Raw genomic sequence first — 24,801 nt, 5'->3', positions numbered from 1 at the left:
AGTAGTTATAATAAAAGAGAAGTCAGGGGCGTGTACGTAAGTCGTGCAAAGCCAGCTACCGATACTGGTTTTACTTTTTTGGACTCACGACAGAGTACCCAAAACAACAAGATGGGTTGCTTCCAACTAAAACAAATAGATTGCCTCGCCGCAAACGCCGATGAGTTGGGGCGTTTGTACCGATTGATGTTGCACTGGTGATTCGGGGACCTATTGGCAGATAAAATACCCTGCATCGGTCGGTGAAATCTGCGGAACCGGCGAGGCAAGCACTTGGGGCACCCAGGGCACGGTATGTTTGGTAGCCTGATTCTCCTTTCCTTATGACTTCTTCCACCTTTCGGCACTTCGCGCAACGCTTTTCGCGCCCGCTTTTGTGGGTGATGTTTGGCTCGGCCCTGCTGCTTGCCCAGCCGCTTACCTGGAGTGTGCAGCTGCCCCCGCAGTTTTGGGTGCGCCAGTTTTTGCTGCTCCTGCTGTGGGTAGCCCTGTTTTATTTTAATGCGCAGGTGGCGGTGCCGCGCTTGTTATTTCGGGGGCACACGGGCTGGTTTATTGCGGTGCTGGCTGCTTCGTTGGTGGCGGTGCTGGCGCTCAACTCACTTATCGAAAACCTGCTGCATCTGCCCGAGCTGATGCATAAAGCGTTTCACCCAGATGGCAGCCCGTCGCGGCGCCGGTCGTCGGCGGGGTGGTTCGATATGGGCACGCTGCTGATTTCGATGCTGGTGCTAGGCATTAGTACCAGTGTGGCAGTGGTGCGCAAGTGGCAAAACGACGCGCAAATCCGGCGCGAGTTGGAGCAGCAGCAAACCACCGCCGAGCTGTCGTTTCTGAAAGCGCAGATCAACCCGCACTTCTTTTTCAACACGCTCAACAACATCTACGCCCTCACGGTGGTGAACGGCGAGCTGGCCCGGCAGGCCATTCACACGCTTTCGCGCATGATGCGCTACGTGCTCTACGAAACCCAGTCCAGCACTACCCTGCTTAGCCAAGAGGTATCCTTCGTGCAGGACTATATTTCGCTGATGCAACTGCGCCTGACGGATAAAGTGACCGTCACCTTCGAGCGCCCTACCCCCCTGCTGCGCGACGTACCCATTGCCCCCATGCTGCTGCTGCCGTTTGTGGAGAATGCCTTTAAGCACGGCGTGAGTGCCACCCTGCCCAGCCAGATCTACATTGGCCTGCACCAGCACAACGGCACGCTTACGCTGGAGGTGCGCAACACCGTGTTCCCCGACAAGCGCCCCGCCGTGGAGGAGGTAGGCAGCGGCATTGGCCTCACCAACACCCGCCGTCGCCTCGATTTGCTCTACCCCCAGCGCTACCAGCTCAGCGTAGAAGAAGCCACGGCCGGCCACGAGTTTCGGGTATTGCTTAGCTTGGAAGTGGTGCCTAGCGTACAAGCCGTCAAGCCCCGTTTGGCATCCGCGGACGCTGAATGAGCACTGAAAGACTAATTTCTAATTCTCACTTTTTACTTTTTACTTTTTACTTGAAAACCCTTCGTTGCATTGCCGTTGACGATGAGCCGCTGGCCCTGGGGCTGGTGTGCGCGTTTGTGGAGCAAACGCCTTTCTTGGAGCTGGTAGGCCGCTACAGTAGCGCCGTGGAAGCCTTACAGGGCCTGCACCAGCTGCCCGACATCGACCTAATTTTCCTGGACATCCAAATGCCCGACCTCAGCGGTCTGGAGCTGGCGCGGGTGCTCGACCGGGGCCGGCCGGGCACGGGGCCGCGCATTATCTTCACCACGGCTTACAACCAGTTTGCGCTGGATGGCTACCGCGTCGATGCGCTGGACTACCTCGTGAAGCCGTTCAACTACGAGGAGTTTTTGCGGGCGGCCACCAAGGCCCACGCCTATGCCACGCTTGCGCAACCAACTGCACTACCCGCCGCCCCACCCGAGCCCGAGGAAGAGTACCTCTTTCTGAAAATTGAATATCAATTGGTGCGCGTGGCCTTCCAGGACATACTCTATATAGAAGGACTGAAGGACTATGTGAAGGTGCATCTCACGGGTGACGCGCGGCCCCTGCTCTCGCTCACCAGCCTGAAGGTGCTGGAAGAAAAGCTGCCCGCCCGGCGCTTCATGCGCATTCACCGCTCTACCATTGTAGCCCTGGATAAAATCCGGGCCGTGACGCGCAACTCGGTGCAGATTGAGGACCAGACGCTGCCCGTGAGTGACCAGTACAAGGAAGCCTTCACGCAGTTTTTGAGTCGTTGGACGTAGGGGCGGGGCAACTTCCTACCCCGTACGGCCCGTAGGGTAGGAAGATTACTCGTTTTCTTTTCGCACCCTATGACTTCTCTCCGCGATAAAATCAGCGACCTGGCCGAGCGGGCCGACGACTTTCTGACACGCACTCGCCAGCGCCTGGGTATGCTGGCGCCGTTGCAGCTGCTTCCCTACCGTAGTTACGGCACCCCCAACCGCCTCTACGTGAAGGGTCGCCTACTCACCGACAAAGGCATCACCGAGCCCGACTCCAACGACTCGCGCCTCCACAACCTGCTGAACATGTACCGGCGCTTTGATAGCGACGAAATTCGCGGCGCGCAGGTTATCGTGCGGGCGGCCGATGGCGTTGAGCACCCGGTTCTGACGGACGACGAGGGCTACTTTACGGTGAACCTGGCCCCCGAGCGCCTGCCCGAGCCCATCGACTACCTCTGGTACCCGGTAGATACGCTGCTACAGCAGGTGCCGGCGCCCTTCACGCTCCCCGATGGCCTTCGCGCCCAGGCCCATGTGCTCATCCCACCCGACGACGCCGAATACGGCATCATCTCCGATCTGGATGATACCGTCATTCAGACTTCTGCTACCCACTTGCTGCGTATGGCGCGCACAGTGTTGCTGCGCAATGCCCGCTCGCGCCTACCCTTCAAGGGGGTAGCCGAGTTCTATAGGCAGCTACAGCTAGGCCGCAATGGCAAGCGCAACAACCCCTTTTTCTACGTCAGCAGTTCGCCCTGGAATTTGTACGATTTACTGGAAGATTTCCTGCACCTCAACGATATTCCGCCCGGCCCGCTCCTGCTGCGTGATATGGGCCTAAAACGCGCCGATAAAAAAGCTGAGTCGGCGCACCATGGCCACAAGCTCAAGGAAATCGACAACCTGCTGCTCACCTACCCCAAGCTGCCTTTCGTGCTTATCGGCGACTCGGGCCAGGAAGATGCCAACATCTACCGGGAGGTGGTGCGCCGCCACCCTGGCCGCGTGCTGGCCATATACATCCGCGACGTGCAGCTTCCCAACCGTGCCCAATTAGTAGAAAAAGTATCCGACGACCTGCGCGACGAAAACGTGGAAATGCTGCTAGTACAGGATACCGTGCAAGCCGCCGAGCACGCCGCCGCCCATAACCTCATCTTCACCGAAGCCATTCCCGCCGTCGAAAACGAAAAGCAAAAGGATGAAACGGCAGAGGAGTAAGTGGTGAAATAGTGAGTTTGTGAAGTGGTGAGTTAAAAAAGCGTCTGTCATCCTGAGCGCAGCGAAGGACCTTATCACGGTAGAACGACAAGTGTAACAACGACTCGTTCAACTGGCATAAGGTCCTTCGCAAGCTCAGGATGACAGACGCTTTTTACTTCACCACTTCACCATCTCACTACCTATTCATTATTCGTGTGGTCGGCTACAATCACCCACTGGCCTTTCACTTGTCGAAAAACCAATAAGAAGTGCCCGCCTATGTCGCCGGCGGTGGGGCGGGTCAGGTGCCAGCGGCCTACCACGTGGGCAGCCTGAGGGCCATCAGGGGTGATGTGGAGGTCGGAAAAAGCGAGTTGGCCCATAGCAGCAGCATCGGGGTAGCCGCGACGGTAGTTGTCGAGGGTTTGCTGCCAGCCGTAGGTAGGACCCTTACGCCCCAAGAATACCAAAGAATCGGAGCGCCAGTAGCCCTCCATAAAGGCGGGTATGTCGCCGCGGTTCCAGGCGGCGGCTTGGGTGGTGAGCACCTGCCGGATGGGCCCCTGTACAGCGGCGGGGCGTGTGGTGGCACAGGCCGTTAGCAGGAGCATCATGCAGCCCCCGGATAAGTTCTTTGTCATTGGGTTTAGAAATGGACTACGGAAAATCCAGTCCGCCATGCTTTTGCGGTCGGAAAATAGTAGTACTATTATAGGCAAACTATTGAATCTACTTCATCTTTCCACTTCCAATCCCCTCATTCAATGGCAAAACCAAATCCCACCCCCCCTACCTCCCCCGAATCGAGGCGCAAATTTCTCCAACAAGGCGCCGTTGCGGCTGCTAGCTTCATGATTGTACCCCGCTTCGTACTGGGTGGCAAGGGCTACGTCGCCCCCAGCGACCGGCTGGTTGTAGCTGGTATCGGTGTAGGTGGCAAGGGCGAAAGCGACATCATGAACTTCTCGAAGAGCGGTAAGGCAGATATTGCCTACCTCTGCGACGTAGATGATCAGCGCGCTGCTAAAACGATTAAGTCGTTCCCAAAGGCCAAGTACTACAAGGATTGGCGCCAGATGCTCGACAAAGAGCACAAGCACATTGATGCTGTTTCGGTGTCTACCCCCGACCACAACCACGCCGCACCGGCTATGGCGGCCATGCAGCTGGGCAAGCACGTGTATGTGCAGAAGCCGCTTACCCACGACATCTACGAGGCCCGCGCCCTCACTGAGGCAGCGCGTAAGTACAAAGTAGTAACGCAGATGGGCAACCAGGGCGCTTCCAACGACGGTGCCCGCCTGCTGCGCGAGTGGTACGACGCTGGCCTGCTCGGCGACGTGCATACCGTATACTGCTGGACCGACCGCCCCGTGTGGCCCCAGGGCATTGCCTGGCCCGACAAAGCTGCTCCCGTGCCCTCTACCCTCGACTGGGACCTGTGGCTGGGCACGGCGCCCAAAGAAAACTACATCGAGAAGCTGGTTCCCTTCAACTGGCGTGGCTGGTGGGAATACGGCACCGGCGCCCTCGGCGACATGGGTTGCCACCTGGTAGAAGCTCCGTTCCGGGTACTGGACCTAGGTTATCCTAAGTCGGTAGCGGCTAGCGTGGGTAGCGTGTACGTGGATGAGTTTAAGCGCGGCTACTTCCCCAAGAGCTGCCCGCCTTCCAGCCACGTAATTCTCAAATTCCCGAAAACGGCCAAGACCAAGGGCGATATCACCCTGCACTGGATGGATGGTGGCATTCAGCCCGAGCGCCCCGCCGAGTTAGGCCCCAACGAGGTATTTGGCGACGGCGGCAACGGTATCCTATTTATCGGTGATAAGGGCAAGATGATGGCCAGCACCTATGCCGAGAATCCGCGTCTGCTGCCTACCTCCCTCACGGCTACCACCAAAGTACCCGAGAAATTTGCTCGCGTACCCGGCGGCGCCAATGGTCACTACGCCCAGTGGGTAGAGGCCGCCATTGCCGGCCACGGCAAAAAAGAGGTTAGCTCGCCTTTCGACATTGCTGGCCCGCTCACCGAAACGCTGCTGATTGCCAACCTGGCCGTGCGCGGCTACGACGTGCAAACGCCCAAAGCCGACGGCAAAGGCTCCAACTACCCCGGCCGCAACGTAGAGCTGATCTGGGATCCTAAGCAGTTGAAAGTAACCAACCTGGACGCTGTGAATCAGTTCGTGAAGCGCGACTACCGCCAGGGCTGGAAGCTAGGCGCATAATCTGTCATTCCGAGTGTAGCGAGGAATCTGAGTAAACCTATTGCTTGTAATAAAAAGATGCCGTTTTTCTGCGGGCTGGAGCACAAGTAGCAAGTTTACTCAGATTCCTCGCTACACTCGGAATGACAAACAAAAAAGCCGGACCTATGGTCCGGCTTTTTTGTTTGTCTACTCCTCCATCAACTCCTTCACATAGACCGACCCGCGCAAACTGCGCATCCGGCGCACCACGCGCTGCTGCTTGGCGCGGGCCTGGGGACCGGGGTTGCTGGCTCGGAAACGTAGCGGATTGGGCAGCACACCGGCCAGCAGCGCGGCCTCGGCCTGCGTGAGCTTGCTGGCCGATTTGTGGAAATATTGCTGCGAGGCAGCTTCCACCCCAAACATACAGTCGCCCATCTCGGCCACGCTCATGTACATTTCCATGATGCGGCGCTTGTTCCATAGCACCTCAATCAGCACCGTAAAGTAGGCCTCGGCGGCCTTGCGCACGTAGCTGCGGCCGTGCCACAGAAATACGTTTTTGGCCACTTGCTGCGAGATGGTGCTACCCCCTACCAGCTTACTGCCTCCCTCCCAGTTGTGCTTGGCAGCCTGCCACAGCGCGCCGCCATCGAAGCCGTGATGCACCAGGAAGCGCTGGTCCTCGGCGGCTACCAGGGCTAGCGGCACGTTGGGCGATACTTCGTCCAACGAACAGAACGTGTAGCGAATCTGCCGGTCGCCCTCGGGGCGGATGCCGTAGTAGCCGCGGCCGATAGGCGGGTGCGCGCGGCGCTCCAGCATAATCCAGGTGGCGGGCGGTGCCACCCAGCGGTACACCAGCACCCAGGCCACCGAAGCCAGAAACAAAGCCGCCGCTACTTGCAGCACGATGCGCCCTGTGCGGCGCGCTAGTTGTGTATAATCCGCCACTACCGACGAGAATTCCGTTTAATGCCTACCAGCGTCCACCGGACACCAGCGCAAAAGTAGGCGATTTGCGTTGCCGATGGCCGCTGTTTTCAATTTTCCGGTACCTTTCGGTTCTTATCTTCCTTGCTTGTATGGCACGTCTGTTGGCCTTGTTTCCGTTGAATTTGATAGTTTTTCCGGGGGAAAAGCTGAATCTACACATCTTTGAGCCCCGCTACCGGCAACTGGTGCGCGACTGCATCGAGGAGGGCATTACCTTCGGTATTCCGCCCTACTTAAATAACAGCGTGGGTCAACTAGGCACCGAAGTGAAATTGCTGGAAGTGGAGAAGGTGTATCCCTCCGGCGAGATGGACATTCGGACGCAAGGCGTGGGCGTATTCCGCATTCGGGAGTTTTATCGTCAGGCCCCCAACAAGTTGTATGCCGCTGGCAAGATAGAGGATATTCAAGACGATGCCGTGGGCGACCCCGTGCTGCAAGAGCGCATCTCGGAGCAGGTACGCCGTCTCTACGACATCCTGGGCCTGCGCAAGCTCTTGCTAGACCTCCCTACCGACTACCGTATTTTCGATGTAGCCCATCATTTGGGCATGAGCCAGACACAGGAATACCAATTACTGGCCGCCACCAGCGAACTGGAACGCCAAGAACTCGTGCGCGAACACCTCGACCAAACCCTACCTGTGCTGATGGAAACCGAGCGCCTGAAAGACCGCGCTCGGCTGAACGGTCATTTCAAAAACCTTACGCCGCCCAACTTCTAATCACAGATGGTGCAGGTTAGCTGGATTTTGCGGCTTCTTCGCAACTTCGATTTCAAGTACCTGGTTTCGAAATGCCCGCACGGTTCGCTTCATCATTGAAAACGAAGTGAAAGCCGCATCAGAAAAACAAGTCAGATAAGAACCTTCATGGTTCCTCCTCGCCCTTTATAAGAGATGGGATGGAGGGGTGAGGTGAGGTGAACCAGCCGCATAGTACTACCGTGCCCTGGAACGCAAAATGTTACGCTTCCACTCCGTACTTGGTGGCGCTGTTTTGCGTACCTGTAGTATGTCTTTCACTTTCTTTCTGGTGTATGCGCTGGTTGGCTTGGCCGGCGCAACTGCCCTGTGGCTGCTGTATCGCTATGGTCAGGAACGCCGCTACCGGCGTCAGCCCTACGTGGCTTCTACTGCCCGTGCGGGAGCGGCTGCCCCTACCCCATCTGAAACGCCGGCCTACAGTATCGCGCTGGTAGGCGACCTGGGCGCCGTAGCCACCAACGGCCGCGACCCAGTGATTAACCTATTGCAAGACTGGCAGCAACAAACGGGCGAAGCAGGAGCAGTGGTTATTCTGGGCGATAATATCTACCCTACCGGCCTGCCGGCCCCTACCCACCCCGGCCGCGCCGATGCCGAGCACCGCCTCAACGCCCAGTTGGACGCCCTGCGGCCGTTTGCAGGACGTGTAATATTCCTCAGCGGCAACCACGATTGGAACAAAGGTCGCCGCGACGGCTACGAATATCTGCTGCGCCAGGAGGCCTATGTGCGCGACCACTTACCCACAGCGCACTACCTACCCGCCCGCGGCTGCCCCGGCCCCGCTACCCTGCAACTTCCTGGCAATGTGTTGTTGGTGGTGCTGAACACGCAGTGGTGGGTGCAGCATGGCACGCGCCCGCTGGGCGATGCCTACGGGTGCACGGCCACTACCAGCCGGGAGCCGTTTGAGCAGCTACGCCAAGTACTAGCCGCCAATCAGCACCAGCGTATTGTGGTGGCAGGGCACCACCCGCTGTATTCTAATGCCATGCACGGCGGCCAGTTTACTACCAAGCAGCACGTGTTTCCGCTGCTGGCAGTGCACAAGAAGGCTTATTTGCCTCTACCCGTGGTGGGGTCGTTGTTTCCGGCGTACCGGCGGGTGGTAGGCGCGGCCGAGGACATGGCCCACCCGCGCTACCGTGCCATGCGGCGGCGCTTGCTTCGGGTGCTGCGTGATTTTCCCAACATCATCTACGCCGCTGGCCACGACCACAACCTGCAATATTTCCAGCGGCGCGGGGGGCACTATCTGGTGAGTGGCTCGGGTAGCAAAACGGCTTTCGTGCAGAAGGGAGGCAAAGCTACCTTCACGCACGAGCACAAAGGCTTCTTCGTGATAGAGTTTTATGCCAACGGCGAAGCCTGGCTGCGCACCTTGGAGCCCGGCAACCAGACGGGCGCAGTGCGCGCCACCGAGCCCTTCCGAAGCCGCTTGTATACTGCCGCCGCTCCGAGCGAAGCCGTAGCGCCTACCCCTGCCGCGGCGTCAGCACGCGCAGGCTCTGTGGGCTAATTTCAACGGTGATAGGTAGTTCCAATTCCAGAGGCTCGCCGTCTACCTGCACTAGGGCCTTTTCATGCCCTGGCACACGAATAGTAGCCCGCCGACACGATAGGCGCCGGGTGTAATCCGAGGTGTCGAATGCCTGCGTGTATAGGCGGTAGAGTAAGCCCGGCGCAGCCTCGGCCGGAAAGGGCGCCACCAAACAGATTTCAAACTTTCCGTCATCTAACCGGCTATTGGGGTTGATAACAACATTGCTACCGAAGGTATTGGCGTTGGCAATGGTCAGCATAAACGCTTCCGTCTCTACCTCTTCCTCATCGGTTTCGATGCGGTAGCGCAATGGCTCGTATTCCCCATACTCAGCCAGCGCGATGCGCACGTAGGCGCCCGGCCCGCGCGTATCGCCCTCGCAGAACTTTTTCACTACTAAAGCATTGAAGCCCAGGTCGGCTAGGTGGGCGGAGAATTGGCCATTGACACGCACTGTGTCAATGGCCTGCACTTCGTGGTCCCAGATCAGCTCCAGCGCTTCATCCGTGTCCTGCGGAATATGCAAGTCTTTGGAGAGGCCATTGCCTGATCCCATGGGTAGGATGCCCAATATGGAATCTGTAGTCAGCAAAGCTTCAGCCACCAGTTTCACAGTACCATCACCGCCCACGGCAAACACGGCGTCGTAGCGCTGCTTGGCCAGGTGCTGGGTCAGCTTTAGTAGGTCATCCTCGCCAGTCGTGTGCCAGAACGCGGCCGTGCGGCCGTGCTCGGTACAGGTTTGCTGCAAGGTAGTTTCCAATTTATCCTTGTCAATATCACCGGAAACGGGATTTAGCACAAACAGCAAGTGGCGCAGTTGCTCAGCCATGACAGGGGCTATTGCTTCAGATTGGAGGGTACGCCCTGGGGAAACTCGGCGGCAATTTCTTCCTGCAAGTGCCCAATGCGGTTGCTGGGGTTGGGGTGCGTGCTCAGGAACTCGGGTGGGTTGCTGCCCCCGGCTTTCTGGTCCAGAATCTCCATCACCTTGATCATAGAGCGAGGGTCGTACCCGGCCTGGGGTGTGAAATCGACGGCCAGCTTATCGGCTTCCAATTCATCGTCGCGGCCGTAACGCAGGGTTAGGAGTTTGGAAATAGCAGCGGCTACGGCTCCACCTGCGGCCGTGGCCGGACGGTCGGGGTCGTATGCAGCAATGGCGGCGGCCCCGCTCAGGCCTTGTGTGAGCTTGGACTTCGCTACCTGCTCGGCCGAGTGCCGGCCTACCACGTGCCCTACCTCGTGGGCCAGCACGCCGGCCAGCTCCCCTTCGGAAGTCAGGCTGCGCAACAGACCTTCGGTGATAAACACTTGCCCGCCGGGCAGCGCAAAGGCATTAATGGTTTTCGGATCGGCCAGCAAGTGAAACTGAAACTTGTAGGGCGTCTGGCCGGCCTTGGTGCTACTGATAATCTTTTCTCCTACGCGCTCCACTACGGCCCGCGCCTGCGCATCCTGCGATAGGCCGCCGTACTGTTGGGCCATTTGGGGCGCGGCTTGCAGGCCCAGGGCAATTTCCTCGTCGGTGGTCATAGCCACGTGCTGCGTTTCGCCGGTCACCTCATTGGTGGTGGAGTTGCAGTAATAAGTGATGAATGCGGATAGGGCCAGCACAGCGGCGACCACATAGCGCAGAAGTCCTCTCATGGTGTAGGGCAGTAAAAAGGGAGTGAGTAGGCCGATTGGTAGGCCTTGTTGGGCTTACTAACGACGGCCGGCACGCAGGGTTGCTTTCGGCTATATAGCCAAATTCTGTTTGTTCACGTATCAGGTCAAAATAGACTCTCCCGTCTTCCTATTCTCCCATTTCAACTCTCCCTTCTCATGAATCAGAAACGCACGTTCGGCACTATCCTCACGGTTCTAGGCATCGTTGGTATCATCATTGGCGCCATGGGCTTTCTTGGCGTCGGCGGCATCGGTTTAGGCAAGATGAACTCTTTTGTTCCCTTCCTGGTGGGCCTGATTTTCTTTTTTGCCGGCATCAACCTGGTAAAAACAACCAGCGACCGGGCCTAACTGCTTCCACCCCAATAAGCAACCACGCCCCGCGGCTAATTGGCCGCGGGGCGTGGTTGCTTATCAGCATAATTATAACGCTATTGTCCGGCTACTACCCTACTCGTAGTGCCGGCAAAGGCCAGCACGGCGGGCTCTAGGTTCAGCCAGTTGGAGGCGTAGCTGGCCTGAGCAGGCCCGTGTGCATACACCACGGAGCCGTTTTTGATGGCCCGAATAATGTCCGACGACTCGCCCACGGGTAGAGCGGGGCAGCCCTGGCTGCGACCCAACCGGCCATGTTGCCGGACAAAGTCTTCGCTCACGTAGCTGGCACCGTGCACTACCACGGCCCGGTCGTAGGCGTTGGTATTGTAATTCGTATCAAGTCCGTGCAGCTTCAACGACAGGCCGTGCTTGCCCTGGTAGGTGCGCCCGGTGCGGTAGAAACCCAGGCTGCTCATTTCGGAGCCTTCGCGGTTGGAGAAGGTGCGCGCAAGGTCTTCGCCGGTGTTTTTACCGTGCGCTACCAGGGTGCGGAACAGCAGGCGCTGCTTTTCCAGATCAATCACCCAAAACCGTTGCGCCTTGCTCGACTGACTGAAATCGATAACCGTGAGCACGTGCTGGTCGGGTGCTATTTTGCCTTGCTGTCGCAGGTTGTAGAATCCAATCAGCGCCTCGCGGAACACCAAGACGGGTAGGCCAGATGTCACCAAACCACTCTGGGCGTAGCTTTGCAAAATATGTTGCTCGAAGGCAGCTGTGGCCAGGGCGCGGGAAGATGGCGCCTCTACGACCACCGCAGTAGGGGCCGGCGCGGCCGCTACGGGCGCGCTGTTGGTGGGCAGAAACGAGAGAGCGGACAAGAGCAGGCTAGCGCTAACAGTCGGCAGGTAGGACATAGGCTGTGAGTAGTCGAGATGAACAGATATCGGTACGCGGAGAGCTATTCCATAGAACTGGCTTGCCAAATTTAACAGAAATAGCGGAACTACACCCAGCCTACCCCCGTAGCAGGCCGATTAAATCTGCGTTACTTTGCGTTCTGCCGAGCTATTTACCCTGCTCTTTCTACCTAAATTTCTATTGCGTTTTCTATGCTCCCTACCCTTCGCCGCCTGTTTGCCTTTGCTGTTTGCCTAGTGCTGCTGAGTGCCTGCGGGCACGATTTGCGCGCTATTCCGGGCTTCGATGCGGCGGCGTGGCGGCAGGATGCTTATGCCTGTCGTAACCAGCGTGCTGCCCTACTCCCCGCTCTGCTCCAGCACCGCGACCTGCTCTACGATACCCGCACCGACGCCATCGACGCCCTGCTGGGCCACCCCGACGAAAACGAGTTGAGCGAACAAACCGAGAAGATTTATATCTATTACGTGGCGCCCGGCGCCCAGTGTGAGCCGCGCCACCCGCGCTCGGCAGCCAGCAAGCTGCGTCTGCGCTTCAGCCCAACGGGCGTCGTGAGCGAGGTACTCTATCAGCCGTAACCGCCTTTCCTACCCTCTATCAACAACGAAGGGCGGCTGCACCATCTGATGCAGCCGCCCTTCGTTTATAATGTTCAATTGACAGATGGCTTAGCCTACCCCACCTATGCTGGGGTCGCGCTTGGGCTGCTGGTCTTTCTTCTGCTCCTCGCGCAGGGCCATCAACTGAGACGGCGACAGAATGCGGCTGCATTCCGTTTCGTACTGTGCCTGCAACTCCAAGGTTTGCGCTTGCTGCTGGGCCACGTTGTCGCGGGTCTGCCACTGAATCTCGTCGAGGCGGGTGAGCTTGATGCGGTTTGCCTCGCGTAGGCGCATATACTGGCCTTCATTGAGGTGCAGGGTAGTCGCCATAGCACGCGTCAGGGCCTCTACCCGTTCGGCAGAGATTTCATTGGTGCCGGGCAGTTCCGCCAGTAGGCTTTGCTGCTTTTGTGCTGAGGCAGAACCAACAAGTGCACAGGTAAGCAGGAGCGTAAAGAATGCCGTTTTCATTTATTCTGAAAGAAGTATCACGTATGGTGATGTTGCCTTACTCGGAGCTTGGGCCTATAGGCTACCCTTAGCTTGCCCCTAATAATACAAATGTATGTTACTATAATTAAAGTTCATGCACTATATCGTTTTTTTTTCATAAAAAGTTACGGATACGTCCAATTCTTTTTATACAAAAGCAAAAAAGGCCGGCTTCGTGAGAAGCTGGCCTGTACGTAGTCCTAGAAATAGTGAGCAATTAGCTTACTCTACTTCTTCAATGGGCTTATGATCAGGGCTCTTATAATATTGCATTGCAATAAGTGCCACAATGCTTGCTCCCATGAAACTTTGCAATACAATGGCTAAGAAAGCAATTACCACCGACAGGTCATATCCAAACAGGTCGCGGGCGGAAATCTGGTCCATCAGGGCCGGATTGATAGTAGCGTAGATAACGAAGAACAGGCCAAATAGCACACCGGCTACTGCACCTGTGATAATGCCTGTACCAAGACCTTGCAGGTAGGCCATGTGGTCGTCCTTGGCATACTTAAAGTGGCGGATAGCCAGGGCTACGCCAATAGACATGATAATGCCATTTAGAAAACTGAACTCGATGCGGTCTGTAAGATCAAACAAAGAAGCAACGAGGAAATAGATAATCATGGCGCCTGTGGTGTAGATGCCGTAGCGGAGGCCATTTTTTTCGGATGTTAGGCGAGTGTCACTCATGAGGGTAGGTCGAAGAGAGAGTTGAAAAGGAAGAGGTAGGTGTGCGGAACTGCTACCTAGGGTTGGCTGTTGACCAAACGCCGGGCATACGGGCCACAATCGGTCTTTTTATACTTTAATTTTCAATTGGATGTTGTGCCTAGCTACCTTTTTTAGTAGCTAGCCCAGCATTTTATAGATGTTAGCCCCGAGACGTTGCCATGGGTTATAGAAGCCTCCCGGTCAATTTGCGTATTTTCGCGGGTCGTTGCGGTGCCCGGCGCACCTTCACATTGTTACTTCGTTTTCTACTACTGCATGATTAGTACCTCCAACGTGAGCCTGCGCTACGGCAAGCGCGTGCTGTTTGAAGATGTCACCATCAAGTTTATGCCCGGCAACGTGTATGGCCTCATTGGGGCCAACGGTGCGGGCAAGTCTACCTTCCTAAAAATCCTGTCGGGCGAGATTGAGCCCAATACCGGCTCGGTGGATATGCCCAAGGGCGCCCGCCTCTCGGTGCTGAAGCAGGACCAGTTTGCGGCCGACGCCTTCCCGGTGCTCCAGACCGTGATTATGGGCCACACGCGCCTGTGGAAGGTGATGGAAGAAAAAGACGCCATCTACGCTAAGGCCGACTTCTCGGACGCCGACGGCGAGCGGGCCGCCGAGCTGGAAGGCGAGTTTGCCGACCTGGAAGGCTGGAACGCTGAGTACGAAGCCGCTGAGCTGCTCTCCGGCCTAGGCATTTCGGAAGACAAGCACCAGACCCTGATGGGCGACCTGGGCACCTCCGACAAGGTGCGCGTGCTGCTGGCCCAGGCCCTGTTCGGCAACCCCGACGTGCTGCTGCTGGACGAACCCACCAACGGCCTCGACGCTGAAACCGTGCTGTGGCTGGAGAACTTCCTCGATTCCTTCCAGAACACAGTAATCGTAGTGAGCCACGACCGCCACTTCCTGGACGCCGTGTGTAACTACATGGCCGACCTAGACTTCTCGAAAATCACCATGTACCCCGGCAACTACTCGTTCTGGTACGAGAGCAGCCAGCTGGCTTTGCGTCAGCGTCAGGAGGTGAACAAGAAAACCGAGGACAAGCGCAAGGAACTGGAAGAGTTTGTACGCCGCTTTTCGGCCAACGCTTCCAAATCTAAACAGGCTACCTCGCGCCAGAAGCTGCTGCAAAAGCTGACGCTGGAAGAAATCAAGCCTTCGTCGCGCAAGTATCCTTATATCGCCTTCAAATCGGAACGCGAGGCAGGCAACCAGCTGCTGACGACGGAAGACCTAGCGGCCTCGATAGACGGCCGCTCTATTTTCCGCAACGTGTCCTTTACGCTCGACAAGGGCGATAAGGTAGCCATTGTGAGCCGCGACGACCGGGCGGCTTCGCTGCTGTTTGATATTCTGTTCGAGCAGGTGAAAGCCGATAAGGGCAAATTCAACTGGGGCACCACCATCACGCCCAGCTACTTCCCCAAGGAAAACACCGAGTTCTTCGACACCGACCTGAACCTGGTGGATTGGCTGCGGCAGTATTCCACGGAAAAGGACGAGTCGTTTATACGCGGGTTCTTGGGCCGCATGCTGTTCTCGGGCGAGGAGTCGCAGAAGAAATCCAACGTGCTAAGCGGGGGCGAGAAAGTGCGCTGCATGCTCTCCAAGATGATGATGGAAGCCGGCAACGTGCTGGTGCTCGACGACCCCACGAACCACCTGGACCTAGAAAGCATTCAGGCTCTGAACAACTCCCTGCGCGACTTTTCGGGCACGCTGCTGTTCACTTCCCACGACTTGCAGTTCATCGACACCATTGCCAATCGCATCATCGAGCTGACGCCCGACGGCATCTTGGACCGGCGCATGAGCTACGAGGAATACCTGGCCGATGACCATTTGAAGGCGCAGCGCAAGCGCATGTACCAACTTGTATCGTAACAACGTTTAGGCTCCGTATGAAAAAGCTTTTGCTCGTGCTGGGCGTGGTGGTAGGGGCCGGTTTGGCTCCTACCCTTTCCCAGGCCCAGACTACCCCCACCCCCGATACCACCCGCACGCAGCAGGCAAAGCCCCAGCTGAACACGGCCCCGCCCGGTGCGCCTGCCCGGCAGGCTCCGGCCCCTACTCCCGCGCCAGCCCGCGGCTACGAGGTAACTACGCCAGCCCCTACCCCGGCACCGGCTACGCCCGCGCCGCAGCCGGGCGTACCAGCTGACCAGCCCGGCGCGCCCGTGTACCGGCCGAACCCCAACAGTCCGTCGGGGCTGGAGTTCCCGCCAGGTAGCCGGGCCAGCGAGCAGCCTAAGCCCTTACGGCGCTATTTTGTGTATAGCAACTTTGGGTTGGGTTACAGCAGTTTCTATGGAGATGGTCAATTTAATATCGGGGTTGCTCCCGCCATTGGCTACCGGGTGTCAGAACGCTTTGCCATTGGGCCGGGTATCAGCTATAGTTACATTAGTGCCAACTATTCGGCCCTAACACAGTCTGTGAATGGCTACCCCGCTAAGATTCACTACCACAATGTCGGAGTGAAAGGGTTTGCACAGTTCATCGTGTACAAGCAATTCTTTCTGCATGGTGAATACGAGGTAACCCAGCTAAATGCAACAGCTACTGATTCAAATGGCAGAATCAGCAAAGGGCATCAGGTAGCCAATACCTTGTTGGGCGGTGCTGGCTACCGCACCCAGCTTGGCGACCGTTTTGCGGCGGACATTGTGATATTATACAACTTCAATGATGGCCTTGATAGTGGCGGGTATCGCAACTCTCCCTACGGGCAGCCCGAAATCCGATTCAACTTCCTGTTCGACATCGGGAAATAGTCTTTCCCGATGCCGAGCAAACACAAAAAGGCCGCTCCCGATATCGGGAGCGGCCTTTTTGTGTTTTCAGACGAGCAGCTTGTGCGCAAATGCTACACAGAGCTGCCGCGGATCAGACGCAGCAATACAGCAATGATGGCAATAACCAGCAGCACGTGAATGATGCTACCGCTTACGAAACCTCCGAAGAAGCTAATGGCCCAAATGATGACCAAAACAACGGCAATGATATACAACAGATTTCCCATGGTGGTGGAGTTAAGTTAGGGATGAATGAAGGGAGAGAGAAACACTAGGCAATCTGTCTGTTCCTGATTGGTAGCAAGAGTAAAACAGGTGCTTGTGGTCTTGTACGGGTACTTTCCCTGGAAGGATATATGCTGAAAAGAAAATTTTTTATTGCGAGAGTGCAACTACTATTTTTTGGCTGCTTGTTCGCCCCTACCATGCCTGCTACCTCCCTACTACAAGGTGGACCGGTATTTCCCGTAATTTAGCGGGCAAAGGAGGCCGGCTCACTCAGCCCTTACAGCAATTACTGCTCTGATGGGCAACTGCTTGACTTCCTTGGCTCACCTCATTTTTCCCACCCACTTCTCACACTATGTTGCAAGTTGCCGTTATTGGCTCGGGCACGATGGGCAACGGCATTGCCCACGTTTTTGCCCAGCACGGATTTTCAGTTCATCTGATTGATATCAATCAGCCCGCACTAGACAAGTCGCTGGGCACCATTGGCAAAAACCTCGACCGCCAAGTAGCCAAAGGTACCCTCGCCGAGACCGATAAAACCAATACGCTCGGGCGCATCACCACCTTTACGTCTCTACCCGACGGCGTGCGCAACGCCCAGCTGGTAGTGGAAGCCGCCACCGAAAACGAGGCCCTGAAGCTGCAAATCTTCCGCGACCTAGACCAGCACGCGCCCGCCGAGGCCATTCTGGCTAGCAATACTTCGTCGATTTCCATCACCAAAATTGCGGCCGCCACCCAGCGCCCCCAACAGGTGATTGGCATGCACTTCATGAACCCCGTGCCGGTGATGAAGCTGGTAGAGGTGATTCGGGGCTACGCTACCTCCGACGAGGTGACGGCGCAGGTGATGGACCTTGCGCGCCAGTTGGAGAAAACGCCCACGGAGGTGAACGACTACCCCGGCTTTGTAGCCAACCGCATTCTGATGCCGATGATCAACGAGGCCATCTATTCGCTGTTTGAGGGCGTGGCTGGCGTAGAGGAAATCGATACGGTGATGAAGCTGGGCATGGCTCACCCCATGGGCCCGCTGCAACTCGCCGACTTTATCGGGTTGGACGTGTGCCTGGCCATTCTGCGGGTACTGCACGACGGCCTGGGCAACCCCAAATACGCGCCCTGCCCCCTACTGGTGAATATGGTAATGGCCGGCCGACTCGGCGTGAAATCGGGCGAAGGCTTCTACACGTGGGGCCACGGCACCAAGGAGCTGGTGGTAGCCGAGCGTTTTCGCAAGTAGCTCGGTCGTGCCGCCTGCTCTGTTCAAAAATTTATAGGGTAGGCGGTAGTGGCGCCCGCCCCCAAAATTACAACCCCAGTAAATCTGCCCGGCCCGCCGCCGACGTATACATAGTCGACGGCGGGCCGGGCTATTTTTAAGCTGCATAAAATGAGTCCTATATAGCTTGTGGGCCGTGTAGTTAAACTTTTTTACCTGAAATTTCCTTTCTATCGTATGATCAAGCTGCTTACTACCGCGCTCCTGCTGTTGAGCTTCTGCTACGGCAGCCTCGCCCAAAGCAAAGCGGTTAAACCCTCTACCAAGACAACCAAGAAAATGGAATTAGCAACATTTGGCGCCGGCTGCTTCTGGTGCACCGAGGCCGTTTTTCAGGACCTCGAAGGTGTGGAAAAAGTGGAATCGGGCTATGCCGGCGGGCGCATCGCCAACCCTACCTATAAGGAAGTATGCTCGGGCCTGACAGGCCACGCTGAAGTCATCAACATCACCTACGACCCCGGCAAAATCAGCTTCAAGGAGTTGCTGGAAATATTCTGGAAAACCCACGACCCGACTACCCTCAACCGCCAGGGCAACGACGTGGGTACGCAGTATCGCTCAGTGGTATATTATCACAACGACGAGCAAAAGCAACTAGCCGAGGAGTATAAGAAGAAGCTCAACGACGCTCACGCTTTCCCCAACCCCGTGGTAACGGAAATTAGCGCTGCTCCTACCTTCTACAAGGCCGAAAACTACCACCAGGACTACTACAACCTGAACGGCACTCAGCCTTATTGCCAGTTTGTGGTAAAACCAAAAGTAGACAAGGTGAAAGCCGTATTTGGCGATAAGCTGAAGAAAACCGCTTCGGCAACTAAGTAGGTCTGAACCACGGATTCGCTCGGATGTTGAGGATTACGCGGATTTTGTGGATTAGTATAAAACAAAAAGAGCTTGCCAAATGGCAAGCTCTTTTTGTTTTGGTTCGGTTGCTTGTGGTCGTACACGAAATCCAGATAACCCTCAACATCTGAGCGAATCCGTGGTTCAGACGGCCACGTTGTGCTCGCGTAAAGCGTCGTTCAACGACGTTTTCAAGTCCGTGCTGGGCTTGCGCTGGCCGATGATGAGGGCGCAGGGCACCTGGTACTCGCCAGCGGGGAACTGCTTGGTGTAGGAACCAGGAATGACCACCGAACGAGCCGGCACCATGCCTTTGTACTCCTTGGGCTCAGAGCCCGTTACGTCGATGATTTTGGTGCTGCCGGTGATGGTAACGCCTGCGCCGATAACGGCTTCTTTGCCGATGTGGCAGCCTTCTACCAGAATGCTACGCGAGCCGATGAAGGCACCGTCTTCCACAATTACCGGAGCGGCTTGCACGGGTTCTAGCACACCGCCAATGCCCACGCCGCCGCTCAGGTGCACGCCCGCGCCAATTTGCGCGCACGAGCCTACCGTGGCCCAGGTATCCACCATGGTGCCCTCGCCTACCCACGCACCGATGTTGGTGTAGCTGGGCATCAGAATTACGCCGGGAGCCAGGTAGGCGCCGTAGCGGGCCGTAGCGGGCGGTACCACGCGCACGCCTTGGCCGGCATAATCGGTCTTGAGGCGCATTTTGTCGCGGTACTCAAAGGGCGTCAGCTCGATGGTTTCCATCTGCTGAATGGGGAAGTACAGGATAACGGCCTTCTTCACCCAGTCGTTTACCTGCCACTCGCCGTCTTTGCCTTCGATGGGCTGCGCCACGCGCAGACGGCCCTTATCCAGCTCTTCGATCACAGCGTGAATGGCGTCGGTGGTAGCAGCTTGCTGCAACAGGCTGCGGTCGGCCCAGGCGGCTTCAATGATATTTTGCAGTTCGGAAGTATTCATATCAATTTTTAAAAACGGAATGAGCGGCAAAACTAGCGCCGGCGGTGGTTATGTTCCCAATGCCCGACCGGAAAACATTCGGGCTGCGGGTTTCCTACCCGTTCCCTACCGCTCCAGTTTAAAGCCTGCTTCCCGCGCCGGGCGCTGGTCGCGGTTGGCTACCTGCCAGCCGGTGAGGTACATCCACTGCGTCATTTTAGTGAGCTTGGGGTAGTCGATACGGCTGGCTTCGTCTTTGGGCGTGTGGTAGTCGATGTGCAGCAGGGAGGTGTACATCACGGCCGGAATGCCCAGGCGGGCGTAGGGTAGGTGGTCGGAGCGGAAGTACCAGCCCTCGGGGTGGGTGGCTTTGTCCCACTCGGTATCGAGCTTGAACTTGGGTCCAGCCTGGTTGGCGGCCAGGGCTATATCTACCAGGTCTTGAGAGTTGCGGTGGGGCGGCGTAGAGCCTAGCAGGGCGGCACTATCGGGGTCGTTGCGGCCCATCATCTCGGCGTTCAGCACGGCTACAATCGACTCTTGCGGCACGGTAGGATTAGCCGAGTAGTAGCGCGAGCCCAGCAAGCCCCGCTCCTCGGCGCCGTGGTACACAAACAAGGCCGAGCGACGGGCGGGCTGCTGCTTGAAGGCCCGCATGATAGCCAGTAAGGCCGCGCAGCCGGTGGCATTGTCGTCGGCGCCGTTGTAGATGGAGTCGCCGGCCACGGGGGCGCGGGCGCCGTCGTGGTCCTGGTGGGTGCTGAAGAGCACGTATTCCTTTTTCAGTTGCGCATCGGTCCCGGGCATCTTGGCCACAATGTTCACGGAGGGGTAGGCGAAAGTTTCCACTTTCAGCTCGGTGCTGAACTGCTGGCCGGCTTGCCGCACCCAGCTTAGGGCATTGGCGGGCAGCCACACCACAGGCGTTTGGTCGGCTGGCACCTTCACGTTGGCGTCGCCGGGCAGACCGTAGCGGCCCCGCTCGAAGATGTGGCTCCAATGGTCGTAAATAGCCTGAGCCTTCTCATCAGACACAAATACCACGGCCACGGCACCTGCCTTGGTTAGCTCGGCGGCCTGGTCGCGCAGTTTGGCAAACAGGTAGCGCCGGTAGCTGATGCCATCGGTGGGCGCCCCGGAAATCTGCAAGGCCACGGCTTTGCCCTTCACGTCTACCTTCCCTATCTCGGCCGGCGTGGCCGTACCCACAAAGACTAACGGGGCCGTGATGCTGGCGTTGGTAGGTGCTACAATCACGGCATCGTGGTTGGGCCGGAGCTGGTGAGAGCCGATGCGGAGCGTGCTGGCGGACGTGAGGCGGGTGCGCTGGAGCTGAAAAAACTGGAAATATGTACCGTCGTCGCCGGCCGGCTCTAGGCCGATGGCACGTATCTGCTCGGCTATCCAGGCGGAGGCGCGCAACTCGTCGAGGGTGCCGCCTTCCCTACCCCGGTACTTGTCGTCGGCCAGCACGTACAGGTCGCGCTTGATGTCGGCTTCGCGGATGGCGGCTTCGGCTTTGGGAGCTTTGGTGGTCAATTGACGGACTTTTTTCTGGGCCGTGGCAGCGTGTGGGGCCGTGAGCGTGAGGCCTAGCAGCAGGCAGCTCATGGCAGCTTTGTGCGTGATGTTCATGCGGAGGAGAGAATAGATAAATAGATGCGGAAGGCTATGATAGAGAAAAGAAACCAGTTTGTCAGGCTAGGGATTGTCTGAACTACGGATTCAGACTCCTCGCTACGCTCAGAATGACAAATACGCTTACCCTTTCAAACCCGCCCTAAAACCGGCATCTTTGGCCCCAACGATGCCGCCTACTACGATCCTACTTGCCTCCGTCCTTAAGCCCCTCGACGACACCCGTATGTTCGGGAAGTTTGGCCGTACGCTGGCTGAGCGGCTCGGGATACAGGTGCACGTAGCCGGTCGCCGCGCCCCGCACCCACCCGGTGCGCCAACTAACCTGCACACCCACGAGCTGCTGGCCGGCTCGCGCCTGAGTTGGCAGCGCCTAGCCGCGCAGTGGCGCTATTGGCAACTGTTGCAGCAGGTGCAACCGCAAGTGGTGGTGGTGCACGCGCCAGAGCTGCTCCCGCTCACGCGGCTATGGTGCAGCCAGGGTAGGGAGCGTCATTTTATATATGATGTGCGGGAAAACTATGCCCTCAACATCCTGACCCAGCAGGTCTACCCGCATGTACTGCGGCAGCTGCTGGCCAAGTTGGTACGCCGCATCGAAACGGCAGCGACACGGCGGGCCGCTGCGCTGGTGCTGGCCGAACGCAGCTACGCCGAGGAGCTACCCTTTGCCACACTCAACAACTCAGTTATTCTGGAAAACAAGTACCAGCCGCCACCCAACGAGCCTGCTTCTGCCGCGCCGCACGCCCTACCCATGCCCCCAGCACCGCTGGAACTGCTGTACTCCGGCACCATTTCGGAGCTGAATGGCGTGTTCGACGCCATTGCCTTCACGCACGCATTCAGGCAGGTATGGCCCACGGCCCGCCTCACTATCATCGGTTTCTGTCAGCAGCCGGAGGTGCTGCGCCGCCTGCAACAAGCCGTGGCGGCGGCCCCCGAGGCATTGACGCTGCTTGGCGGCGACCAGCTCGTGCCGCACCGCGAGGTGGTTCGGGTCATACAGCGTAGCCACCTGGGACTGTTGCCCTACCAGCCTCACCCGAGTACCTGGCGTTGCTTGCCCACTAAACTGTTTGAGTACGCTGCCCACGGCCTCCCCATGCTGCTACCCTACAATGCGCTGTGGCTGGCCGCAACGCAGGCATACACGGCGGCCCTACCCTGCGCAGATTTCGCGCAGCCCAACGCAACCGCTTTAGCAGCCGATCTGCGGGCAACTCGTTTCTACCCTCATGGCATTCCTACGGATGTATTCTGGGCTTCGGAAGCGGCAAAATTGTGGTCCGTAGTAGATGCTATCCGGTAACTACCGACCTTCGCGACCCGTTTGCATAATAGGGTCGGCGTTTTTTTTACCTTCGACCACCTGTTTTCTTTGTTTCGCTGCCCACCCAAACTCTCTCCCCCTATGTCTACTCTGCGTTATTCTGAAATTGCCGGCGTCGGTCACTATGTACCCGAGCGTGTGGTGACCAATGCCGACATTGAACAGCTCATGGAAACCACCGATGCCTGGATTCAGGAGCGCACGGGCATCAAGGAGCGGCGCTGGTTTACGGAAGGCGTAGACACCACCGCCAACATGGGCGCCAAAGCTGCCCGCCGGGCTCTGGAAGCCGCCGGCCTCACCCCCGACGATGTGCAGCTCATCGTGTTTGCTACCCTCTCGCCCGACTACTTTTTCCCTGGCTCGGGCGTACTGTTGCAGCGCGAGCTGGGTATGAAAGAAGCTACCCCGGCGTTCGACGTGCGCAACCAGTGTTCGGGCTTCATCTACTCGCTTTCCATGGCCGATCAATTCATCAAGACCGGCATGTATGATACGGTACTGGTGGTAGGCTCCGAAATTCACTCCTCGGGCCTCGATAAATCGACGCGCGGGCGGGCTGTATCCGTTATTTTTGGCGATGGCGCTGGCGCCGTGGTACTGCGTCCCAGCACCCAGGAAGGCCACGGCATCCTGAGCACCCACCTGCACTCCCAGGGCGAGCACGCCGAGGAGCTGATTGTGAAAGAGCCCGGCTCGAACCGCGAAGGCCGCGTAGATTACGCCATTGCCCATGAGCCCGATATGTACCCCTACATGAACGGCCAGAACGTGTTCAAGCACGCTGTAGTGCGCTTTCCGCAGGTCATCAAGGAAGCGCTGGACCAGAATGGCATGCAGCCTCAGGACATCGATATGCTGATCCCGCACCAAGCCAACCTGCGCATTACGCAGTACGTGCAGCAGAAAATGGGTTTATCGGACGATAAAATCTTCAGCAACATTCAGCGTTACGGTAATACTACCGCCGCTTCTATTCCAATTGCGCTGAGCGAAGCCGTACAAGAAGGCAAAGTAAAGCGCGGCGATTTGGTTTGCCTGGCTGCCTTCGGCTCCGGCTTCACCTGGGCATCGGCTCTGATTAAGTGGTAAATCATCACCTGTTAGCTTGGCTGTCATCTCGAACCGTCCCCTCTGTCATCCTGAGCTGCGAAGGACCTTATGGCAACTGAACGAGTCGTTGTGAAGATGGCCGTTCTCGCGTGAGAAGGTCCTTCGTAAGCTCAGGATGACAGAGGGACGGTTTAAGCTAACAGACAGCCTATAATGACAGAACGAAAACTCACCTTTTCACTATCCCACAATTTCACCATTTCCCCTTGCCTAGCTTCACCGAGGAAAATTACCTAAAGGCCATCTACAAACTCTCTGAAGCCGAGCCCGGTGTGGAGGTCAGCACCAACCGCATTGCGGAGGCGTTGCAAACGCGGGCGGCCTCGGTGACGGACATGCTGCGCCGCCTCGGGGAGAAAGGGTTGCTGGATTACCAGCGCTACCGGGGGGCTACCCTCACCCGCGAGGGTAGGCAGGTGGCCTTGCTCACTATTCGGCGGCACCGGCTGTGGGAAGTGTTTCTAGTCCAAACGCTGGGCTTCAACTGGGACGAGGTGCACGAGGTGGCCGAGGAAATGGAACATTTGCAGTCGCCCTTGCTGCTGCGCCGGCTCGACGAATTCTTGGGCTTCCCCCAACTCGACCCCCACGGCGACCCGATTCCGAGCGAGGATGGCGCCGTGCAGCGCCCCCGCAGCCGCCTAGTAGCTGACCTCACACCCGGCGAGCACGGCACCGTGGTAGCCGTGAAAGACACCTCACCCGCTTTCCTGCGTTACCTAGATAAGGTAGGCTTGAGCCTAGGCGCGCAGCTTGAAGTGCTGGATAAGGTAGACTTTGATAATTCGCTTGAAATCAGGGTGAACCAACAGCAAAAAGCATTGATTTCGGCGGAAGTAAGCCGCAATCTGATGGTGACGCAGTAGGGGCAGTGCCCCCTTCTACCCTGTCTGGCGGCACGCTGCCCCCACAATCCGTGTTAGGGTAACATACGTATTT

At 57.5% G+C, this 24,801-nt stretch carries 25 protein-coding genes; 15 read left to right on the top strand and 10 right to left on the bottom strand.

Going from position 1 to position 24,801, the window contains the following annotated elements:
- The first annotated feature begins 323 nt into the window (after positions 1-323).
- The 3 genes from J4D97_RS03195 to J4D97_RS03185 all read left to right on the top strand — a co-directional run bounded on the left by J4D97_RS03195 (position 324) and on the right by J4D97_RS03185 (position 3,454).
- A complete protein-coding gene (locus tag J4D97_RS03195; protein WP_208306324.1) occupies positions 324-1,451 on the top strand; it encodes a sensor histidine kinase in 1,128 nt (375 codons plus the stop codon).
- 50 nt (positions 1,452-1,501) lie between these two features.
- On the top strand, positions 1,502-2,245 hold the full coding sequence (locus tag J4D97_RS03190) for a LytR/AlgR family response regulator transcription factor (RefSeq protein ID WP_185283606.1): 744 nt from the start codon (positions 1,502-1,504) through the stop codon (positions 2,243-2,245).
- A gap of 69 nt (positions 2,246-2,314) precedes the next feature.
- Complete coding sequence (locus J4D97_RS03185; RefSeq protein WP_208306322.1) at positions 2,315-3,454, top strand: App1 family protein; 1,140 nt, start codon at positions 2,315-2,317, stop codon at positions 3,452-3,454.
- A 182-nt stretch (positions 3,455-3,636) separates the two neighbouring features.
- Here J4D97_RS03185 and J4D97_RS03180 read toward each other — a convergent pair whose 3' ends face one another.
- Positions 3,637-4,050, bottom strand: coding sequence for a YybH family protein (locus J4D97_RS03180; protein ID WP_243900098.1), 414 nt, complete (start codon positions 4,048-4,050; stop codon positions 3,637-3,639).
- Between the two features lie 150 nt (positions 4,051-4,200).
- Between J4D97_RS03180 and J4D97_RS03175 the strand changes: the two genes are divergently transcribed.
- Positions 4,201-5,667, top strand: a complete 1,467-nt coding sequence (locus J4D97_RS03175; protein ID WP_208306321.1) for a Gfo/Idh/MocA family protein — start codon at positions 4,201-4,203, stop codon at positions 5,665-5,667.
- Between the two features lie 168 nt (positions 5,668-5,835).
- Here the strand turns inward: J4D97_RS03175 and mtgA are convergent, their stop codons facing one another.
- Positions 5,836-6,582 (bottom strand): monofunctional biosynthetic peptidoglycan transglycosylase, encoded by a 747-nt coding sequence (gene mtgA, locus J4D97_RS03170; protein WP_208306320.1) that lies wholly within the window; start codon positions 6,580-6,582, stop codon positions 5,836-5,838.
- Positions 6,583-6,713: 131 nt separating this feature from the next.
- Here mtgA and J4D97_RS03165 point away from each other — a divergent pair, with 131 nt between their 5' ends.
- Both J4D97_RS03165 and J4D97_RS03160 read left to right on the top strand, forming a co-directional pair.
- Positions 6,714-7,349: an LON peptidase substrate-binding domain-containing protein gene (locus tag J4D97_RS03165; protein WP_185283601.1), complete on the top strand. Its 636-nt coding sequence runs from the start codon at positions 6,714-6,716 to the stop codon at positions 7,347-7,349.
- Between the two features lie 289 nt (positions 7,350-7,638).
- Entirely contained in the window at positions 7,639-8,910 is a 1,272-nt protein-coding gene (locus J4D97_RS03160; RefSeq protein ID WP_208306319.1) for a metallophosphoesterase, read from the top strand.
- Here the strand turns inward: J4D97_RS03160 and J4D97_RS03155 are convergent.
- Both J4D97_RS03155 and J4D97_RS03150 read right to left on the bottom strand, forming a co-directional pair.
- Positions 8,867-9,766, bottom strand: coding sequence for a diacylglycerol/lipid kinase family protein (locus J4D97_RS03155; protein WP_208306318.1), 900 nt, complete (start codon positions 9,764-9,766; stop codon positions 8,867-8,869). The genes J4D97_RS03160 and J4D97_RS03155 overlap by 44 nt on opposite strands.
- Positions 9,767-9,774: 8 nt before the next feature.
- Positions 9,775-10,584, bottom strand: coding sequence for a M48 family metallopeptidase (locus J4D97_RS03150; RefSeq protein WP_185283598.1), 810 nt, complete (start codon positions 10,582-10,584; stop codon positions 9,775-9,777).
- Positions 10,585-10,761: 177 nt separating this feature from the next.
- Here J4D97_RS03150 and J4D97_RS03145 point away from each other — a divergent pair, with 177 nt between their 5' ends.
- Positions 10,762-10,956: a hypothetical protein gene (locus J4D97_RS03145; protein ID WP_185283597.1), complete on the top strand. Its 195-nt coding sequence runs from the start codon at positions 10,762-10,764 to the stop codon at positions 10,954-10,956.
- 80 nt (positions 10,957-11,036) lie between these two features.
- Here the strand turns inward: J4D97_RS03145 and J4D97_RS03140 are convergent, their stop codons facing one another.
- Complete coding sequence (locus J4D97_RS03140; protein ID WP_208306317.1) at positions 11,037-11,840, bottom strand: murein L,D-transpeptidase catalytic domain family protein; 804 nt, start codon at positions 11,838-11,840, stop codon at positions 11,037-11,039.
- Positions 11,841-12,035: 195 nt separating this feature from the next.
- Here J4D97_RS03140 and J4D97_RS03135 point away from each other — a divergent pair, with 195 nt between their 5' ends.
- Positions 12,036-12,422: a hypothetical protein gene (locus tag J4D97_RS03135; RefSeq protein ID WP_185283595.1), complete on the top strand. Its 387-nt coding sequence runs from the start codon at positions 12,036-12,038 to the stop codon at positions 12,420-12,422.
- Between the two features lie 90 nt (positions 12,423-12,512).
- Here J4D97_RS03135 and J4D97_RS03130 read toward each other — a convergent pair whose 3' ends face one another.
- Together J4D97_RS03130 and J4D97_RS03125 are read right to left on the bottom strand one after the other, a co-directional pair.
- Positions 12,513-12,917, bottom strand: coding sequence for a hypothetical protein (locus J4D97_RS03130; protein ID WP_208306316.1), 405 nt, complete (start codon positions 12,915-12,917; stop codon positions 12,513-12,515).
- Between the two features lie 243 nt (positions 12,918-13,160).
- Complete coding sequence (locus J4D97_RS03125) at positions 13,161-13,631, bottom strand: DUF4199 domain-containing protein (RefSeq protein WP_208306315.1); 471 nt, start codon at positions 13,629-13,631, stop codon at positions 13,161-13,163.
- A 297-nt stretch (positions 13,632-13,928) separates the two neighbouring features.
- Here J4D97_RS03125 and J4D97_RS03120 point away from each other — a divergent pair, with 297 nt between their 5' ends.
- Both J4D97_RS03120 and J4D97_RS03115 read left to right on the top strand, forming a co-directional pair.
- Positions 13,929-15,551, top strand: a complete 1,623-nt coding sequence (locus tag J4D97_RS03120) for an ABC-F family ATP-binding cassette domain-containing protein (RefSeq protein WP_185283592.1) — start codon at positions 13,929-13,931, stop codon at positions 15,549-15,551.
- 17 nt (positions 15,552-15,568) lie between these two features.
- Complete coding sequence (locus J4D97_RS03115) at positions 15,569-16,441, top strand: hypothetical protein (protein ID WP_208306314.1); 873 nt, start codon at positions 15,569-15,571, stop codon at positions 16,439-16,441.
- 92 nt (positions 16,442-16,533) lie between these two features.
- On the opposite strand, the gene J4D97_RS03110 is transcribed toward J4D97_RS03115, so the two are convergent.
- Positions 16,534-16,689: a lmo0937 family membrane protein gene (locus J4D97_RS03110; RefSeq protein WP_185283590.1), complete on the bottom strand. Its 156-nt coding sequence runs from the start codon at positions 16,687-16,689 to the stop codon at positions 16,534-16,536.
- A 356-nt stretch (positions 16,690-17,045) separates the two neighbouring features.
- On the opposite strand from J4D97_RS03110, the gene J4D97_RS03105 reads away from it, so the two are divergent.
- Both J4D97_RS03105 and msrA read left to right on the top strand, forming a co-directional pair.
- A complete protein-coding gene (locus tag J4D97_RS03105; protein WP_208306313.1) occupies positions 17,046-17,936 on the top strand; it encodes a 3-hydroxyacyl-CoA dehydrogenase family protein in 891 nt (296 codons plus the stop codon).
- A gap of 318 nt (positions 17,937-18,254) precedes the next feature.
- Positions 18,255-18,803, top strand: a complete 549-nt coding sequence (gene msrA / locus J4D97_RS03100; RefSeq protein WP_185284245.1) for a peptide-methionine (S)-S-oxide reductase MsrA — start codon at positions 18,255-18,257, stop codon at positions 18,801-18,803.
- Positions 18,804-18,968: 165 nt separating this feature from the next.
- Here msrA and J4D97_RS03095 read toward each other — a convergent pair whose 3' ends face one another.
- Positions 18,969-19,799, bottom strand: coding sequence for a 2,3,4,5-tetrahydropyridine-2,6-dicarboxylate N-succinyltransferase (locus J4D97_RS03095; protein WP_185283588.1), 831 nt, complete (start codon positions 19,797-19,799; stop codon positions 18,969-18,971).
- Positions 19,800-19,904: 105 nt separating this feature from the next.
- Positions 19,905-21,413 (bottom strand): M28 family peptidase, encoded by a 1,509-nt coding sequence (locus J4D97_RS03090; protein ID WP_243900097.1) that lies wholly within the window; start codon positions 21,411-21,413, stop codon positions 19,905-19,907.
- A 172-nt stretch (positions 21,414-21,585) separates the two neighbouring features.
- On the opposite strand from J4D97_RS03090, the gene J4D97_RS03085 reads away from it, so the two are divergent.
- The 3 genes from J4D97_RS03085 (at position 21,586) to J4D97_RS03075 (ending at position 24,728) form a co-directional block, all read left to right on the top strand.
- Positions 21,586-22,728 (top strand): glycosyltransferase, encoded by a 1,143-nt coding sequence (locus tag J4D97_RS03085; RefSeq protein WP_208306312.1) that lies wholly within the window; start codon positions 21,586-21,588, stop codon positions 22,726-22,728.
- 111 nt (positions 22,729-22,839) lie between these two features.
- Positions 22,840-23,841 (top strand): 3-oxoacyl-ACP synthase III family protein, encoded by a 1,002-nt coding sequence (locus J4D97_RS03080; RefSeq protein ID WP_243900142.1) that lies wholly within the window; start codon positions 22,840-22,842, stop codon positions 23,839-23,841.
- A gap of 227 nt (positions 23,842-24,068) precedes the next feature.
- Positions 24,069-24,728 (top strand): metal-dependent transcriptional regulator, encoded by a 660-nt coding sequence (locus J4D97_RS03075; RefSeq protein ID WP_185283586.1) that lies wholly within the window; start codon positions 24,069-24,071, stop codon positions 24,726-24,728.
- The last annotated feature ends 73 nt before the right edge of the window (positions 24,729-24,801 follow it).

The sequence above is a fragment of the Hymenobacter defluvii genome (assembly GCF_017589435.1).
In the GTDB taxonomy this organism is placed as follows: Bacteria; Bacteroidota; Bacteroidia; order Cytophagales; family Hymenobacteraceae; genus Hymenobacter; species Hymenobacter profundi.
The sequence above is the reverse complement of the archived record's forward strand: the minus strand, read 5'-3'. Positions and strand labels throughout refer to the sequence as shown.

What these genes read in the sequence shown, in the direction of transcription:
- J4D97_RS03195 (WP_208306324.1), top strand. Translation starts at nt 324, where the DNA reads ATGACTTCTTCCACCTTTCGGCACTTCGCGCAACGCTTTTCGCGCCCG.
- J4D97_RS03185 (WP_208306322.1), top strand. Translation starts at nt 2,315, where the DNA reads ATGACTTCTCTCCGCGATAAAATCAGCGACCTGGCCGAGCGGGCCGAC.
- J4D97_RS03180 (WP_243900098.1), bottom strand. Translation starts at nt 4,050, where the DNA reads ATGATGCTCCTGCTAACGGCCTGTGCCACCACACGCCCCGCCGCTGTA.
- J4D97_RS03175 (WP_208306321.1), top strand. Translation starts at nt 4,201, where the DNA reads ATGGCAAAACCAAATCCCACCCCCCCTACCTCCCCCGAATCGAGGCGC.
- J4D97_RS03165 (WP_185283601.1), top strand. Translation starts at nt 6,714, where the DNA reads ATGGCACGTCTGTTGGCCTTGTTTCCGTTGAATTTGATAGTTTTTCCG.
- J4D97_RS03160 (WP_208306319.1), top strand. Translation starts at nt 7,639, where the DNA reads ATGTCTTTCACTTTCTTTCTGGTGTATGCGCTGGTTGGCTTGGCCGGC.
- J4D97_RS03155 (WP_208306318.1), bottom strand. Translation starts at nt 9,766, where the DNA reads ATGGCTGAGCAACTGCGCCACTTGCTGTTTGTGCTAAATCCCGTTTCC.
- J4D97_RS03150 (WP_185283598.1), bottom strand. Translation starts at nt 10,584, where the DNA reads ATGAGAGGACTTCTGCGCTATGTGGTCGCCGCTGTGCTGGCCCTATCC.
- J4D97_RS03145 (WP_185283597.1), top strand. Translation starts at nt 10,762, where the DNA reads ATGAATCAGAAACGCACGTTCGGCACTATCCTCACGGTTCTAGGCATC.
- J4D97_RS03140 (WP_208306317.1), bottom strand. Translation starts at nt 11,840, where the DNA reads ATGTCCTACCTGCCGACTGTTAGCGCTAGCCTGCTCTTGTCCGCTCTC.
- J4D97_RS03135 (WP_185283595.1), top strand. Translation starts at nt 12,036, where the DNA reads ATGCTCCCTACCCTTCGCCGCCTGTTTGCCTTTGCTGTTTGCCTAGTG.
- J4D97_RS03130 (WP_208306316.1), bottom strand. Translation starts at nt 12,917, where the DNA reads ATGAAAACGGCATTCTTTACGCTCCTGCTTACCTGTGCACTTGTTGGT.
- J4D97_RS03125 (WP_208306315.1), bottom strand. Translation starts at nt 13,631, where the DNA reads ATGAGTGACACTCGCCTAACATCCGAAAAAAATGGCCTCCGCTACGGC.
- J4D97_RS03120 (WP_185283592.1), top strand. Translation starts at nt 13,929, where the DNA reads ATGATTAGTACCTCCAACGTGAGCCTGCGCTACGGCAAGCGCGTGCTG.
- J4D97_RS03115 (WP_208306314.1), top strand. Translation starts at nt 15,569, where the DNA reads ATGAAAAAGCTTTTGCTCGTGCTGGGCGTGGTGGTAGGGGCCGGTTTG.
- J4D97_RS03110 (WP_185283590.1), bottom strand. Translation starts at nt 16,689, where the DNA reads ATGGGAAATCTGTTGTATATCATTGCCGTTGTTTTGGTCATCATTTGG.
- J4D97_RS03105 (WP_208306313.1), top strand. Translation starts at nt 17,046, where the DNA reads ATGTTGCAAGTTGCCGTTATTGGCTCGGGCACGATGGGCAACGGCATT.
- msrA (WP_185284245.1), top strand. Translation starts at nt 18,255, where the DNA reads ATGGAATTAGCAACATTTGGCGCCGGCTGCTTCTGGTGCACCGAGGCC.
- J4D97_RS03095 (WP_185283588.1), bottom strand. Translation starts at nt 19,799, where the DNA reads ATGAATACTTCCGAACTGCAAAATATCATTGAAGCCGCCTGGGCCGAC.
- J4D97_RS03090 (WP_243900097.1), bottom strand. Translation starts at nt 21,413, where the DNA reads ATGAACATCACGCACAAAGCTGCCATGAGCTGCCTGCTGCTAGGCCTC.
- J4D97_RS03085 (WP_208306312.1), top strand. Translation starts at nt 21,586, where the DNA reads ATGCCGCCTACTACGATCCTACTTGCCTCCGTCCTTAAGCCCCTCGAC.